The sequence below is a fragment of the Bilophila wadsworthia ATCC 49260 genome (genome assembly GCF_000701705.1).
GTDB lineage: Bacteria > Desulfobacterota > Desulfovibrionia > Desulfovibrionales > Desulfovibrionaceae > Bilophila > Bilophila wadsworthia.
In genome coordinates this window covers 1-15,018 of sequence record NZ_JNJP01000010.1, presented here as the reverse complement: position 1 = coordinate 15,018, position 15,018 = coordinate 1, and the positions used below count along the sequence as shown (strand labels likewise).

The following is a 15,018-nucleotide window of genomic DNA, read 5'->3' as shown; positions in this document are numbered from 1 at the left end:
AGCATAAAATGGAAAATACACTAATCCAAAAACTCGAGACTGATGCACAAAAGAGATCCATATCCGGAGAAGTTGTTGGATTAAAAGCCTTATTTCTTTCCCAGAAAGAGCAGATCGAAGAAGCTCTCAGCAGCGGCTGGAAACGCAGCGAAGTATGGGCCATTCTTAAAGAAAATGGCAACTATCCAGGTACATATAGTGCCTTTCTGAAGCATTGTTCAAAATTCATTTCTCCAGCCCCCAAAGGCCATTTCAATCCTCAAAAAAAACGCCAGCAAAAAAAAGACACGCCAGCTCCGGAAAACCCGCAAAACGCGCCCCAGACACAGGCATCCCAAAAGAATCAGGAGAATCAGGATACGCCAAGAAAAGGACCATACGATTCCGGCGACCACAACCTCCCTACCTTCACTCGTAACCTCGATGAGGAAATCTCATTCCTTTAAGGAGCATCCCCCATGCCGCATGTCCACTTTTTTTTGAATCCCAAGGGCGGAACAGGAAAATCTTTGTTCAGCTACGTCTTCGCCCAATACCTCATGAGCAAAAACATCAAAACCCAATGCATCGACTGCGATCCGGTCACACCTACCCTCAATAAATACACGGCGCTTGACGTACTCTATATGGACATCATGGAGGGAAACGACATCCAGAAAACAAAATTCGACAACTTTGCCCAAATATTCATGCAGTCGCAGGAAGATTGCCACTTCGTCGTTGACAACGGTACTTCAAGCTACGTCGCACTGTCTGAGTATCTGATCTCAAATGACTTTATTTCCGTACTTAAAGAATTGGGCTTTGATGTCTCATTCCATGTCATCATTGTAGGCGGCGACAATATGGAAGAAACCATTCGTGGAATGAACGACATTATCAGGCGTTTTGGAGACAGGGCTCATATCATTCTCTGGCTTAATCCCTTCTTCGGCAAGATTGAAAAGGATGGAATACTGTTCGAGCTGTCACCCATGTTCGAAAGATGCAAGGAACGTCTCTATGGAATTCTCCGTTTTCCTGACTTTCCGAAAGATACCTTCGGCATTTCATTCGCAAAAATTCAGAAGGACAGGCTTTGCTTCCATCAGGTGTGTGATGTAAATCCCGCTCCAAGTGGGTATGATATTATGACCGTCCATCGCGTCAAACTCATACGAAAGCAATTGTTCGAAATGCTGGACGCCGTGAGGATCGTCTAACAATGGAAAGTATTGAAGAATATATTGCCAAGGTATCAAAAGAAAATGAGATAATCCTTGACAAAAAAGATCCTCTTTGCGCCTTGCATACTATCCTTCAACAATTTGAAAAGGATTTGCTGCAAGACCATGCACTGCTCATACAAAATGCAACCATACAGTTCAGAAAACTTCATGAAGAACATCAGGAAGCCTATCAGACATGGGATCAGGAAAGCAAAGAACGTGTCAACAAGATCATGAACGCCACCTTCAGCAAATCAGAAGAATATCTTAAAGAATGTTTGAATATTTTGAAAAACAACGCCAAAGAAGAACAGGAAAAGACCAAACAGCTCTTTCAGACGGCCATCAACGACGCCATTGCCGCTTCCGTTCCCAGAATCAGCGCCCCATTGCGTGATCCTCTGGTCAAGGCTTTGATAGGAACCAACGCCATACTCGGTGTGGGCTATATTGCCATTCTCTCTTTTCTACTGTGAGGATAATTATGGATTACAATATGATATTCAGCTTGCATGTGGCCCGGCTTCTCGAAGAGACCGGCATGAAAAAGCAGGAACTCGCCGAAAAGGCGGGGGTCTCCAGCGCCGTGATCACCGATCTCGTCCGCGCCAAAAGCAATCCTACCATCAAAACCATGCAAAAGATCTCAGAGGTCTTTTCGATTCCCCTCCCCATGATGCTCAAGCCTTATGAATCCTACGAATGGCAGGCATGGGTTGAACTCTGGGGAACCGGTCACGCTAAAATGACCTCCGCGAAACTCCCCAGAGGCTATCGTTCCCTCAGCAATGTTGTCCTTCCGTCCCATAAAATCTCCATCGTCAAGGAATGGATGGCACTGGATGCGGAACAGCGCGAAAAAACGGAACAGCAAGAAAATACTCAGGAAGGAGACGAACATGACGGAAACTGAAATCCCCACCACCGAAACTCAGGAAGTCCTCGAACCCACCATTGAGGACATGATTCAGGCCGAAGATGGCGTGCCCTTCACCACCTCTTTGGCTATTGCTCAGGCATTCGGCAAGGAGCACAAGGATGTCTTAAGGGCCATTTCCAATATGGAATGTTCCCCTGAATTCGTAGAGCGCAATTTTGCGCTATACGAATATTCCAGGGACTTAGGTATAGGTGTACGCGAATATCCCGCCTACCGTCTCACTCGCGACGGCTTCGCCTTCCTGGCCATGGGCTTCACCGGCAAAAAGGCCGCCGCATGGAAGGAACGCTTCCTTGAAGCCTTCAACGCCATGGAAGCCGCCCTTCTCAAACAGCAGCGCCAAAAGGAAGCTGAGCGACTGGAGCGCCAGCGCCAAAAAGAACTGACTGAGCAGAAAAATCTGGAACAACAGGAACAGCCCGCCCCCAGACCTTGGGAGAAGCCTGAAGAATTCCGATCCGCACGAAAACTCACCAGGAACCAGACAGAAGCTTTGATGGGACTCCTCAACATGGAATGTCTTCTCCAGGATCGTCAGCCTGAAGACGCTCTCAAGGAACTGCTCGCCTTCTTCCATATCGCCAGTCTGGAAGACATGTGCCAGTCCGACTACAGGAATGCCGTCTTTTCCGTGGCGAAGCGGATGTTTCTCTCCTCAAAAAATACGGAAAAAGGACAGAATTCGCCTCGGTATACTGCCGCCATAAACGGCCTCGCCAGCTTTTGGAACCATTCATCCGACTTCACCAGAGGAGACATCCAGACCTACATCAAAAACAAGTGCGGCATTTCCCTCCAAGAGGGCATTGCCTCCGATCTGGATGGTTTGAAAGTTCTTTTTGCCCTGTGGGGAGGCATCTCCCATTATGGAATTAAAATTTGAGTTCCCCCCTTGCCAATGGCGGATCAGGCATTATTTACAGCTTAATGAATGACGGAATCATCCACTGTCTTTCATTTCCCCTTTTCTGTTTCCTTTTCTCCTTAATCCGGCATGAGTCCCCTTTCATGCCGGATTCTTTTTAGGGCGTGTCTGCAAACCTCTTATCGAAGCCAGATAAGTGAAGCAGCCAGACATGCAAAGGCCGCAAAAACTTCTGCCAGCTTGTCATAACGAGTTGCAATTTTACGATATTCTTTGATCTTGTTGAAAAACGTCTCAATAAGATGACGTTCCTTGTAGAGATGCCTGTCAATGGTACGGGGATGATGGTTCGTTCTTCTGGAGGGAATAACTGCTTCACATCCCTGCTGGTGAAGCGCATCGATGAGACTCCTGCTGTCATAGCCCTTATCGGCCAGAATTGTTGTGTTATGATACTGGATTAGAAGGTTACTGGCTTGAGGATACTCGGAGTATTGTCCTGCCGTGACAGTAAAAGCCAGCAAATTACCGAGAGCATCCACCACCGCATGAATTTTGGAAGTAAAGCCGCCACGACTTCGGCCGAGAGCCTGATTGATTCCAGAGGTATGTCGAGCTCCGGCACTATGCTTGTGAGCATGAACGTATGTCCCATCAATCATGATGTGGTTCATGTCAGCCTGTAAGGTAAGAAGCTTAAGGATAGCAGTCAGATATCCTCTTTTCTGCCAACGCCTGAATCGGGAATATACGGTTTTCCACGAACCATATTTCTCTGGCAAAGCTCGCCATGGAGAGCCGGTTCGCAGCATCCAATGTACAGCATTGAGAAAGTTTCTGACGTCACCAGTCGGTCTCCCTCCACGAGGAGAACCTTCTGTTGGCAGTATGGGCTCAAGCCTGAGCCAGAGGTCTTCAGGGATGTCATAGTAGCACATTTCCCTGTCGTAACACGATGAAAACCTTACCTAACCTGACTTCCCCCTTTTCGTGAAGAGGGTTTGCAGACACACCCTAGTCAAGAGCCAAAGTTAAAAATTCAAGCGGAGCCGTCTCCCCTTACGGGAGGACGGCCCCTTTTTAAGGCCCTCAAGGGAGACAGACAGCTACGGGGTAGTCGAAGGCGGCGTAGTCCCAGCTGTCGTAGCCACGGTCCAGGTCGACGCCCCTGGCGTCGCTGCCGTAGCCGTCCGCCTCGCCGGTCCAGTAGCAGAACCAGCCGAAGCCATTGCCATCATCCGGCCAGCCAGCAGCCAGATAGGCATAATTGCCGGTACTACTTACAGCCTTCAACTGCTCCTCAGTGGGGAGATTGGTCGAACGCTGATAACCAGCGGTGTTCAGATCCCCGGTGCCTCCGCAGGCTGAAACAGCATCCAGCCAGGTCATAGTCCCCTTGGGCACTCCGGCAAACACGCTCAGAGGACCTGCACCAAAGGTAAACTCCTTCGTTCCAGAGAACTTCTGACCGTACATGCTAACCTCGGCCTCCATCGTCACCTTACGCTGTCCCATGATGTCCGTAAGCTGGATTTGAGCACCAGTACTGCCGGAAAGCGTGGATGTCGTAGAGCTGGTCAGTTCATCGCCAGCCGAAGAGCCGGGGGCGTTGGTTCCCCAAGCAAGGCCGGTCTTCTTAGTCTTATGGGAGTCCATCACCGCCTTGTTGGGACTGTTGTCCACCGTACCCAAATTCCAGGTCACTTGGGACGGAGTGGACGTGTATGTGTACGGCTCCCCGTCCGCCAACATCTGCGCCGTAAACGTCGCTGTTGTAGATTTCCCGGAAACGAACTCCCCACCTCCGGTGACGTTGGTTATACCGAGCGTAACCTCCTTGACGTGAAGGCTCATGTCCGCAGTGCCTCCATCGTCTACAGTCACGGCTATGGGGAGGTCTCCAGAACCAGTGGCTGTAAGTGTGGCCGTAAACTGACCGTTGGCTCCGGTGGTCTGCGTATCCGTGGGCAGATTGAAGTTGGAGTTGTTCGTGAAGGTCGCCTTCAGACCGGGCACCTTCGTATCGTAGGACGTGACCAGCGTGAACGTCACATTGCCGGGTTCATACTGAATCAACGTATCACTCGTACTCAGCTTATACTGCGCAGGGGTGACGTTAAGCCTCGTGTTGGCCGACCCCTCATTCGTATCCACATTCACGGATACCTGTTGCGCCGTGCGGGCTTTCACCGTCAGCGTACTTACCGTGAAGCTGCCGTCGGCCTGGGTGGTGTATGGCCCTGTCAGACCGCTGATGTTGCTGTTGGATGCGAACGTCACCTGCACATTGGACGCGGGATGGCCATTTGTGGTGGTCAGCTTGAAGGTTACTGTCTGGTTGGGTTCGTGCTGAATCGGATTGGTGCTGCTGGTGATGGCAAGCTGGTATTGGGCCTTGGCGACAGTGACACTCCCCTGTACCGACTTGTTGTTCACAGTAGCAGTGACCGTCTGAGCGCCGGAGAGCGTGGGCGTCAGATTGCCCAGCGTGAACTTCCCGTCCGAGTCAGTGCGCAGGTTCGCGGCGGAGGACATCCCAAGAACGCTGTTGGCGGCTATGCTCACCTGCGTATCGGGCACGGGCGAACCTTTCGCCTGCGTCGTAATCCGGAACTCGGCGCTTCCTCCGGGTTCATGCCGGGTCAGCGTTTGAGAAACCGTTGTCAGGATAAAACTCGCCTCCGCGACGGTGAGCTTCGTGTCGGCCTTGCCCAGCCTATCAACGGTAACTTCCACAGTTTTCTGTCCGGCGGTGGCGGATTTCAGTCCTGTGACCGTAACCTGACCGCTGCTGTTGGTCGTTTTCGTGACCGCACTCAGGCCGAGATCGGCGTTGGCCGTAAAGACCACCGAAAGGCCGGAAACGATCTGTCCGTTGCGTTTTACCGTGAAGGTCACATCCCCGGAGTCGTACTGGCTCAGGCTATCGCTTGTCTCCAGCGAATAGCTCGGAGGATCGACCTGAAGTTGGGTGGTCAGCGTCTTCCCGTCCACAGTGACCTGTACGGTTTGCGCTCCCGTAGCCGTGGGCGTGAGGTTGAGTGTAATCTGACCGCTGGCGTCGGTGTTCCTCGTTCCCGCGCTCAGGCCGAGATCAGGATTGGCCGCAAAGGTCACGGCAAGGCCGGACACAGTCTTGTTATTGCGTTTTATGGTGAAGGTCACGTCCGTGCCCACATGTTGAATCAGCGTCTGCGGGCTGACGGACAGGTCGTAGGTCGCGGAGGTGACGGTGATGGACGAAGTCTCCGTCTGGCCGTCCACGGTGAAGGTCACGGTCTGCTGACCATCCTTGACGGGCGTCAGGCTGACGTCCTGAATCTGACCGCTGCCGTCGGTCGTTTTCGTGACCGCAGTCAGGCCGAGATCGGCGTTGGCCACAAAGGTCACGCTCACGTTGGGTACGGACGTTCCCTTGGTGGTTTTGAGCGTGAACGTCACGTTTTGCTGCTCATGCTGGAGCAGAGAGGACGGATTCGCCTCCAGCTTGAAGCCGCCCTGAGAGACGGTGAAATCCACGGAGGGAGTCTGTCCATCCACGGTGACGGCCACGGTCTGCTGACCGTTCTCTATGGCCGTCAGGCTGACGTTCTGAATCTGACCGCTGGCGTCGGTCGTCTGCGTTTGGGAAGACAGGCCCAGCTTGTCGTTGGCCGTAAAGCTCACGCTCACGCCGGGTACGGGCGTTCCCTTGGTGGTTTTGAGCGTGAACGTCACGTCCGTGGGTTCATACCGGGTCAGACTTGCGGGGTCGGCGTACAGCCCGTAGGTCGCGCCAGTGACGCTGATGAACGCCTGTGCCTGTTTTCCATCCACGAGGACTTCCGCAGTGGCCTGGGTCCCTAGTGTGGTGGCGACGGGTTTGATCGTGAACGTGCCGTTGGCGTCCGTTCTGGTCGTATCCGTAACGTTCGCGCCGCCGAGGCCGCTGATGGTATACGAGACATCAGCATTTTTTATCGGCGTGCCTTTGGGATAAGTCTTCAAAGTAAAGGTAAGGGGCTTTTCACCTTCCCACTGCTCCAGCCTGTCGCTGGTGGTCAGTTCATAGACGGCGCGTGTCACGTCGATGGTTCCGGATACCCTCTCGTTGTCCACGATGACATCCACAACGGCCACGGTCTCCAGCGTGGTGGCGACGGGGTCGGTCGTAAACGTGCCGTCGGTGTTCGTTCTGGCCGTGCCCGTAACGTTCGCGCCGCCGAGGCCGCTGATGGTATACGAGACATCAGCATCTCTTACCGGCGTGTTGTTGGGAGATGTCTTCAAGGTAAAGGTAAGGGGCCTGGCATCTTCCCGCTGCTCCAGCTTGTCGGTCGTAGTCAGCGAGTAGCTGGCGGACGTGACAGTAATGGTCGTGGTGGCCTGTTTTCCATCCACAGTGACGGTAACGTTCGCCGCAGTGCTGAGCTTGGTCGCAACACCGTTGACCGTAAACGTGCCGTCGTTGCCCGTTTGGGTCGTGTTCGCAATGTCAGCGCCGCCGAGGTTGCTGATGGTGTAGCTTACCTTAGCGTCGGGCACCGGCGTGTTGTTGCCGGTCATCAGGGTGAAGGTCACGGACTTGGCCACTTCCCACTGTTGCAGGGTATCGCTTGTGCTCAGTTGGTAGGTGGCTGGCGTGACGGCAAACTCGACGCTTTCCGTCTGGCCGTCCATGGTGACTTGCACGGTCTGCGTGCCGGACTCTATGGCCGTAAGGCTGACGTCCCTGATTTGCCCGTTGGCGTCGGTAGTCGTCGTTCCGGGCAGACCTGTGAAATTGGTAGTGTTCGCGAAGGTTACGCTCGCGTTGGGTATGGGTGTTCCGTTGTCCGTTTTGATCGTGAAGGTCACGTTTTGCTGCTCATGCTGGAGCAGAGCGGTCGGATTCGCCTCCAGATTGAAGCCGCCCTGAGAGACGGTGAGCTGCACGGAGAGAGTCTGACCATCCACGCTGGCCTGCACGGTCTTCGGCTGAAGATCCATGGAGCGGAGGTTGGGAATCGTTATTTCCCCGTTGGCGTTGGTGGTCTCCGTCGATGTGCTCAATTCAAGGGCGGAGTTGCCCGTGAAGGCTACGCTTTTATTGGGCACTGCCGCACCGCCGGAAGTCGTGAGTTTGAAGGTCACGTTCTGACCTTCATACCGCACCAGCGTATCGGGCGTTGCGGTCAGATTGTACGTGGCTTCGTTGACGGCGAGCGTTGCGTTGACCTTCTGCCCGTTTACCGTGACTTCCACGGACTGGGAACCGGCGGTCAGAGCCGTCAGCCCGGATACCGTGAACTCCCCGCCAGCATTCGTCTGTGTGCTTTGGGGCAGACTGTTGAAATTGGCGTTGGCCGTGAACGTTACGGAAGTGTTGGGCACTGCCGCACCGCCGGAAGTCGTGAGTTTGAAAGTCACGTTCTGACCTTCATACCGCACCAGCGTATCGGGCGTCGCAGTCAGATTGTACGTGGCCTCGTTGACGGTAAGCGTTGCGTTGACCTTCTGCCCGTCCACGGTGACTTCCACGGACTGGGAACCGGCGGTCAGAGCCGTCAGCCCGGATACCGTGAACTCCCCGCCAGCATTCGTCTGTGTGCTTTGGGGCAGACTGTTGAAATTGGCGTTGGCCGTGAACGTTACGGAAGTGTTGGGCACTGCCGCACCGCCGGAAGTCGTGAGTTTGAAAGTCACGTTCTGACCTTCATACCGCACCAGCGTATCGGGCGTCGCAGTCAGATTGTACGTGGCCTCGTTGACGGTGAGCGTTGCGTTGACCTTCTGCCCGTCCACGGTGACTTCCACGGACTGGGAACCGGCGGTCAGAGCCATCAGCCCGGATACCGTGAACTCCCCGCCAGTATTCGTCTGCACCGTCGTGGGCAGGTTGTTGAAACTGGAGTTGGCCGTGAACGTTACGGAAACGTTGGGTACTGCCGCACCGTTGGCGGTCGTGAGTTTGAAAGTCACGTTCTGACCTTCATACCGCACCAGCGTATCGGGCGTTGCGGTCAGATTGTACGTGGCCGCCGTGACGTTGAACGCTTTTTTCGCCGTGCCCTCGTTGTTTATCGATACTTCAACCTCCTGTTGCCCGGAGAGGATGGGGGTCAGGCCCGTGACCTTGAACTGCCCGCTGGCGTCGGTGGCCTGCGCGTCCGCAGGCAGGCTGGCAAAGCCTTCGCCCTTCGTGAACAGTACGCTCAGACCGGGTACGGTCTCGCTGTTGCGCGTCAGGGTAAAGGTGACGTCATGTTGTTCATGCTGGTTCAGAGCTGTCTTGTCGGCGGTCAGCACATAGGTCGCCGCCGTGACGGTGAATTGCGTCTTGGCCGTGGTCTTGCCGTTCACTTTGGCCGAGAGCGACTGTTCCCCGGAGAGAACGGCGGTCAGACCCGGTACGGTGAAATTCCCGCTGCCGTCCGTGGTATATGTTCCCGACAGTCCCGTGAAGGCGGCGCTGGAATCGAAGGCTACGCTTGCCCCGGACATGGGTGAACCGTCCTTACGGGTGACGGTGAAGGTCACACTCTGCGCCTTGTGCTGGGTCAGGGTGTTCGGGCTGGCCTTCATGTCGAGGGCCGTAAGCTCCGCATCCAGATTGAAGTTGCCGGTAGTTTCCCCGGCCTGAATGGTGGCGGGCACGGGGGTGGCCGTTACCGTATCCAGCGCCAGCGTGAACTCGCCGTTGCCGCCGGTGATGAATGTGGCGAAGTCCGTCCCGTTGGGGAAGGTGGCGTCGGTTACGCTGGCATGAACCATCTGGCCGGACACGGTTCTGTCGAAGCCGTTCACCAGACGGAAGTTGAAACGGTTGGTTCCGGCCTTGCCCACATATTCGATGCGGAAGGCGTTCTTGGCCCGGTATTCGAGAATAATCTTGTTTTCACGGTCCACGAACTCATGCCGGGAACCTCCCACGGTACGCAGTTCTGCCACCTTGGTGGGAGATGTCTGCTCCTCCAGAGACATGCCGAAATGGTAATTGAAGGTCAGCCCGAACTCGGTGTCCGTGCGGCCGTGTTCGGTACTCTTCTGGCGCAGGAAGCCGGAAACCAGCGGAACCGGCGTGTATTCGATGCCGTAGGACCAGACGCGGGGATTCTTTTCCAGATCGCTCGCGCCGTACACACCCACGTTGTCGCCGTACCAGCGGGAATAGGAACCCGTCAGCGCCACGTTGCGGTAGAAGGGCAGATACGCCTTGATGCGTGCATCCCATCCTTCGGCCGGACGTTCTTCCACAAGAGAACTGTCGAAGTCATAGGAGCCTTTCCAGTCCGACAGGGGGAAGTAGTAGTTGGAGGACAGGCGCAGCCAGTCGTATTGCAGTTCCGCGCCGACACCACCCCGCTGATGCGAACGGGTGAAGTCGTAGTCGAAGAAGGCGTTGTAGCCGACCATCATCGTGCCCGCATCGTAATCGGGAGAGCCGATTTCCCCGGAGGCGAAGGGGAACCAGCGCTGCCCCAGACCGAAGTTGCCGATCCAGCGGGTCTTTTCGTCGTCGGTCATGCTGCGTGCGCCGATCTGGGTGAAGACGGTGGTATAGGTGCCGTCATACCAGGGGAACAGGGCGTCGCCCTCACCGGCCACGTCGCCGTCGCTGTCGAGACGATAGTTCAGGCGTGCGCGTCCGCCGTCCACAAGGCCGGACAGAACCGATTCACCCCACGAGTTCACGATGCCGGAACCGTAGTTCAGGCCGCGATTCAGCAGCAGTTCATTGGGGTCAAGATTGTCGAACTCCCGCGAGGACTGCCCGGAAATCTTTCCCCCGGAAGAGGAAAGGTCTTCAAGCCGCGCAGCATCGTCATACAGGCCGAGAGCGTTTTTCTGCCCCGGCACGGCGGCGCGCATATGTGCCGGAGCGCGGCGCTTGCCGTCCGGCTCGGCCTTGCGCACCGTGCCGTCCTGATGGAAGCCCCTGCCCTCATCCCTGGAGCCGTCCACGCCTTCCCGTGGGGCAAGACCAGGCAGGCCCACAAGGGACGCCCCCTGATTGAAGAGGACTTCCGTGGCGGAACGGGGAGCGGAGTCCTGTAGGGTTCCGGCAGAAGTCTTTTCCTGTATGTCAGTCATGCCGGAACCGGCAACAAGACTGCCGGACGGCGGTGCGGAAGGCTTTTTCTCCGCCTTCGAGGTCGGTTTTCCCTTCCCTTCCGAGGCGGCCAGTTCCGCCTGCTGCTTCGCGTATTCCTCGTGCATCCTTGCCGAGGCCGCCGCGCGCTCGGGGCTGTTCAGCCGTCGCAGTACCATTTCGTTGGGATCTGAAACGGTTCCCGAGAGCAACGGCGCGGGAAACGCCAGAGTAAAAATCAGCATCCAGACCAGAACAATACGAATTTTGCCGTATAAGCCAGATTTCATCGCCACGCCTCCTCAAGGCAACAAAAAAGGCCACGAGGCGACTCCCTCATGGTGTAAGAAAGATTCGAACCTCCACCGGTTCGCATAAAACCCGGAACAAACGAAAAGGGCGTGTCCACCCAAGAGGAACACGCTTGATGGCGGCAGACGGCGGGCCGCAGTTGAAGATGGAGAAGGCGACGCTTTCTTCCTTCTTCCGTATTCGGCCCCGTACCTTTTTCCCTCTTGCATCCTCGACCAAAACCTCAAAACGTGTCGCTCCAGCTCGTCAAAGCCATTTCCTCAGAGCACTTGTTTCATGTTTCCGGCATGAGAACGTTCATGTCCGGAACAGCTCACCGTATGTTCATAAGCCGTCTCGATACGACTTCTTATGATTTTCATAGTGGCGATAATCCAAAAAATAGATAAATATATCTCTATCTTTTGTCATAAAGACGAATGTTGTTTCATCCTTGTCCATAAATCGGTCAGCAAATCCGGAGAACAAATCTCCAGAATATGGCTGATGATTTTGCGCAATGTATCCTGTCAGTTCCGTATATAATGCATCGTTATTAAGAGGATATCCGGCATGATTTTTGATTCTAAAAAAATCTGGTAAGCTCGTCCCATGAAACAGACAGACTTTCGCGATGTGCCTGATGAACTGTGGGAACGTATCGAGACTCTTCTTGCCCCATTCAAACGAAAAAGAAGTGGCGGTAGCAAGCCGCTTTCACAGCGCACGATTCTTGCCGGGATTCTCTACAAATGCCGGAGCGGATGCCAATGGGCCATGCTTCCCGCCTGCTATGGCTCAAAAAGCACTGTCCACGAACACTTCCAACGCTGGAACAAAGCCGGTGTCATGGCGGAGATTTTTCGCATATTTCTTGCGGAATATGGGGAAAAGGTCGGCGTAGATGCCCAATGGCAAGCTATGGACGGCACCTTGCTGCAAGCGCCGACGCGCTCTCAAAAAATCAGCGGCTGAGGGCCTCGGACGCAACCCGACGGATAGAGGGCGAAGTGGCGGCAAGATCCATCTCCATGTGGACGGTCAGGGTATTCCTCTGGGAGTGACGGCTGTAGGCGCCAATGTGCATGACAGCCGCCTGATAGGAGCAACGCTGAAAAAATCTCGGGAAATGGGCGGCTGGTTCCTGGGGGCTGAAGTTCGACACCTCTGTCTGGACAAGGGGTATGATTATCCGCGAGTCAGCGAGGAAGTTTATGTTAACGGATTTGAGGAACATATCCGCAGCCGGGGGGAAGAAGTCCGTGAAGGCCGGAGGAATCCAGCCCGCCGCTGGGTAGTGGAACGGACATTTGCCTGGCTGAAGGGTTTTCGGAGCTTACGCACTCGCTACTGTTGTTACCTCGTCAATTTTATGGGACTACTTTACCTTGCTTTTGCCTGTATCCTTTGGAAAAAACTGGTATAGCAAGGTGTATGCCGGACATTCTCTAAGAATGCTTGCGGGTCAGAAAAAAACCTACAATTCCAGCTAGCAAAGCCAATCCAACGATACATCCAATAGCAGCGTTGAAACTCATTTTACACTCCATATTTTGATTGCTACAGCAACAGAAAAACAGACCATGCTCCCAATAATCCCACCAACCATGTGTGAAGGTTGAAATAAACCAACGACAAGGCATCCAACACTCAATTTATCAAGCCACCCCGCAATAAAATTGGCAGCTTCAATCTTTTGTTTTTCAGTCATATTGTTCCTGTTATTACCTTAACCATTTTCCCTGCCCCCGTCCAGAGCAAGGGCCGTCCCGGTTCCGGAACGGCCTCCCTTCACTCAGGCATAGGATGAACCTTCCTGTGCCTCTCCGTTCCACAGCCTCGCAATGGCGTAGCTTGTGATCCGACACGCAGGAACGTCGAAACAATCAATAATCCGTCTCCTGAACGCCTTTCCCTTCCCGCTCCCCGGAATCGGCGTGGCCTCATACCGCATGAAACCCTTGAGCTGCACCTTTCGTTCGATGGGAATCAGCGTTACGGTCTTCGCCGTCACCTTCACCACCTCGTAAAAATCGACGTTCGTCTGCTCATATCCCCAACTGCTTACCAACATATCGCCCTGCTTCATGGAACCCTCCAACTTGTTTATGGCATTTATTTTTTGGCAGCCCAGCGACTCGTCACCGCCTTTGCTCTGCCCCGCCCCTCTCCGAGCTTTTTTCCTCTGGAGTTGAGACCTGCCTTTTCAGACAGAACCCCTCCGAGGTCTTTCACCAAAAGGAGAAGGCCTCGGAGGGGTTCTGCTTCAAAGGCGTCTTAACGCCGGAAAAAAGTATTCGGGAAAAACGGGCTTGCTTGCGTGCCTGAACGACCACAGGGAGTGAAGGCGCGGAAGTTGCGCGTACTCGCGCAACCCCTTCCTTCTCCTGCCTTTCATCATTTCAAAGGTCGGGTCTGCTTCCGTGACAGAGCGAGTCTTCGAGCGATGGCACGGAAGATGCGCCCACTGGCGCACCCTTCCTTTATTTGAAGTGCCGGTTGAATTTACCTGATGGCTATATTTTTATATCAAAATCAGGCAGCTTATCTATCGAGTGCATATAATCCGGCGAAAGATGAGCATATCTTTGTGTCATTATCGTTGTTTTATGTCCAAGCATTTTTCCTACACTATACAGGGGAACACCCTGCATCACCAACCAACTTGCAAAGGTGTGACGGAGAGTATAAAAAACGACTTTATATAACGGATCGGTTATATCTTCATTGAATTTACATAGTTTGACTGCTCTGCGAAACGGAGCCCCAGCCTGTGTAAAGGGTTCCCCGTTTTTCTTACAAAAAAGCAATGCTTCACGCGATCCCGGCAAATATTTATGACACAATGAAGCAACAACAGGTTTCATTTTTATGTATCTTGAATCTCCATTCTTGCTTTCAGCTATGTATATTACTTTATTTTTTAGTGAAATATGGCATCGCCTTAAATTAAAAAGTTCGTTTGGCCGAAGCCCCGTATTCAATGCTATGACAGTTAAATCACGCCAAAGCATACTGGAGAAGAGTTTTCTATTTGATAAACAGGTTACCAGCAGGTTGGCTTCTTCTACTGTTAAAAAACGATACCTCTGGTTTTTTACTTTAGGCATTGGAAATGATGGCAATTTTGTATCGCTGAGTTCATATTCTTTTGCGGTATACAGGACACGTCTGAGCAAGCTCAGACAGTGGTAGATGGTTTGTGGGCTCAAATTCTTTTTTTCGAGATGGCAGCGGAGCCGAGCGAGATCGAGTTTTTTTATAGAGCTAATTTCTCTCTGTTCGAGGTGAGAGAGGTGAAGCTCCCACCTACGGAGTTCGGTTCTTACTCCCTTTTTTGAGTCATCACAAAGAGTTAAAGAATTATAAAGTTGCCAAGCGTCTTTCAGTATTGCCATTTCTTACCTCATGCGGTATATAGAGAAAAATTCGCATGTAGGTAAAAAAAAAGTCTTTGAGAATCAAAGACTAGTAGCTAGAAAGACATACGGCCTTTCACGCCGTCAACAGCGGTTCAAATCCGCTTGGGGACGCCAACAGACATCTGAAGGCGCATCACATACCTCCAAAATTGAGGTTTTGTGGTGCGCCTTTTGTATTATAAGCACCCCGCCCTTGTAAAGCCCTCCCTCCCGGCCCTCAAACCACTCCGCCCCCTTCAGGT

At 53.5% G+C, this 15,018-nt stretch carries 12 protein-coding genes; 7 read left to right on the top strand and 5 right to left on the bottom strand.

The features are described 5' to 3' along the window. Positions 1-8 precede the first annotated feature (8 nt). From T370_RS0106090 to T370_RS23505, 5 genes are read left to right on the top strand one after another with little or no spacing between them, the layout of a single operon-like run. Complete coding sequence (locus T370_RS0106090; RefSeq protein ID WP_029435115.1) at positions 9-446, top strand: TraK family protein; 438 nt, start codon at positions 9-11, stop codon at positions 444-446. Positions 447-458: 12 nt separating this feature from the next. Next, positions 459-1,202, top strand: coding sequence for a nucleotide-binding protein (locus tag T370_RS0106085; protein ID WP_029435114.1), 744 nt, complete (start codon positions 459-461; stop codon positions 1,200-1,202). A gap of 2 nt (positions 1,203-1,204) precedes the next feature. Then, the gene (locus T370_RS0106080; protein ID WP_029435113.1) at positions 1,205-1,684 is read left to right on the top strand and encodes a hypothetical protein; all 480 of its coding nucleotides are present in this window, start codon (positions 1,205-1,207) and stop codon (positions 1,682-1,684) included. A 20-nt stretch (positions 1,685-1,704) separates the two neighbouring features. Further along, positions 1,705-2,121 carry a helix-turn-helix domain-containing protein gene (locus T370_RS0106075; RefSeq protein WP_162177133.1) on the top strand — a complete coding sequence of 139 codons (417 nt, stop codon included), beginning with the start codon at positions 1,705-1,707 and terminating at the stop codon, positions 2,119-2,121. A gap of 49 nt (positions 2,122-2,170) precedes the next feature. Then, complete coding sequence (locus T370_RS23505) at positions 2,171-3,031, top strand: Rha family transcriptional regulator (RefSeq protein ID WP_156034349.1); 861 nt, start codon at positions 2,171-2,173, stop codon at positions 3,029-3,031. A 161-nt stretch (positions 3,032-3,192) separates the two neighbouring features. Here T370_RS23505 and T370_RS0106060 read toward each other — a convergent pair whose 3' ends face one another. Together T370_RS0106060 and T370_RS0106055 are read right to left on the bottom strand one after the other, a co-directional pair. Beyond that, positions 3,193-3,951: an IS5 family transposase gene (locus T370_RS0106060; RefSeq protein WP_029435110.1), complete on the bottom strand. Its 759-nt coding sequence runs from the start codon at positions 3,949-3,951 to the stop codon at positions 3,193-3,195. A 151-nt stretch (positions 3,952-4,102) separates the two neighbouring features. Next, the gene (locus T370_RS0106055; RefSeq protein WP_029435109.1) at positions 4,103-11,353 is read right to left on the bottom strand and encodes an inverse autotransporter beta domain-containing protein; all 7,251 of its coding nucleotides are present in this window, start codon (positions 11,351-11,353) and stop codon (positions 4,103-4,105) included. A gap of 613 nt (positions 11,354-11,966) precedes the next feature. Here T370_RS0106055 and T370_RS22715 point away from each other — a divergent pair. Beyond that, a complete protein-coding gene (locus T370_RS22715; protein ID WP_051643756.1) occupies positions 11,967-12,329 on the top strand; it encodes an IS5/IS1182 family transposase in 363 nt (120 codons plus the stop codon). Next, a complete protein-coding gene (locus tag T370_RS26260) occupies positions 12,259-12,780 on the top strand; it encodes an IS5 family transposase (protein ID WP_156034348.1) in 522 nt (173 codons plus the stop codon). The genes T370_RS22715 and T370_RS26260 overlap by 71 nt, the downstream gene beginning before the upstream one ends. A 108-nt stretch (positions 12,781-12,888) precedes the next feature. Here T370_RS26260 and T370_RS24860 read toward each other — a convergent pair whose 3' ends face one another. The 3 genes from T370_RS24860 to T370_RS24180 form a co-directional block, all read right to left on the bottom strand. Beyond that, complete coding sequence (locus T370_RS24860; protein WP_156034347.1) at positions 12,889-13,065, bottom strand: hypothetical protein; 177 nt, start codon at positions 13,063-13,065, stop codon at positions 12,889-12,891. An 84-nt stretch (positions 13,066-13,149) separates the two neighbouring features. Further along, positions 13,150-13,443 carry a hypothetical protein gene (locus T370_RS0106045; RefSeq protein WP_029435108.1) on the bottom strand — a complete coding sequence of 98 codons (294 nt, stop codon included), beginning with the start codon at positions 13,441-13,443 and terminating at the stop codon, positions 13,150-13,152. Between the two features lie 427 nt (positions 13,444-13,870). Beyond that, entirely contained in the window at positions 13,871-14,752 is an 882-nt protein-coding gene (locus tag T370_RS24180) for a tyrosine-type recombinase/integrase (protein WP_081847494.1), read from the bottom strand. Between the last annotated feature and the right edge of the window lie 266 nt (positions 14,753-15,018).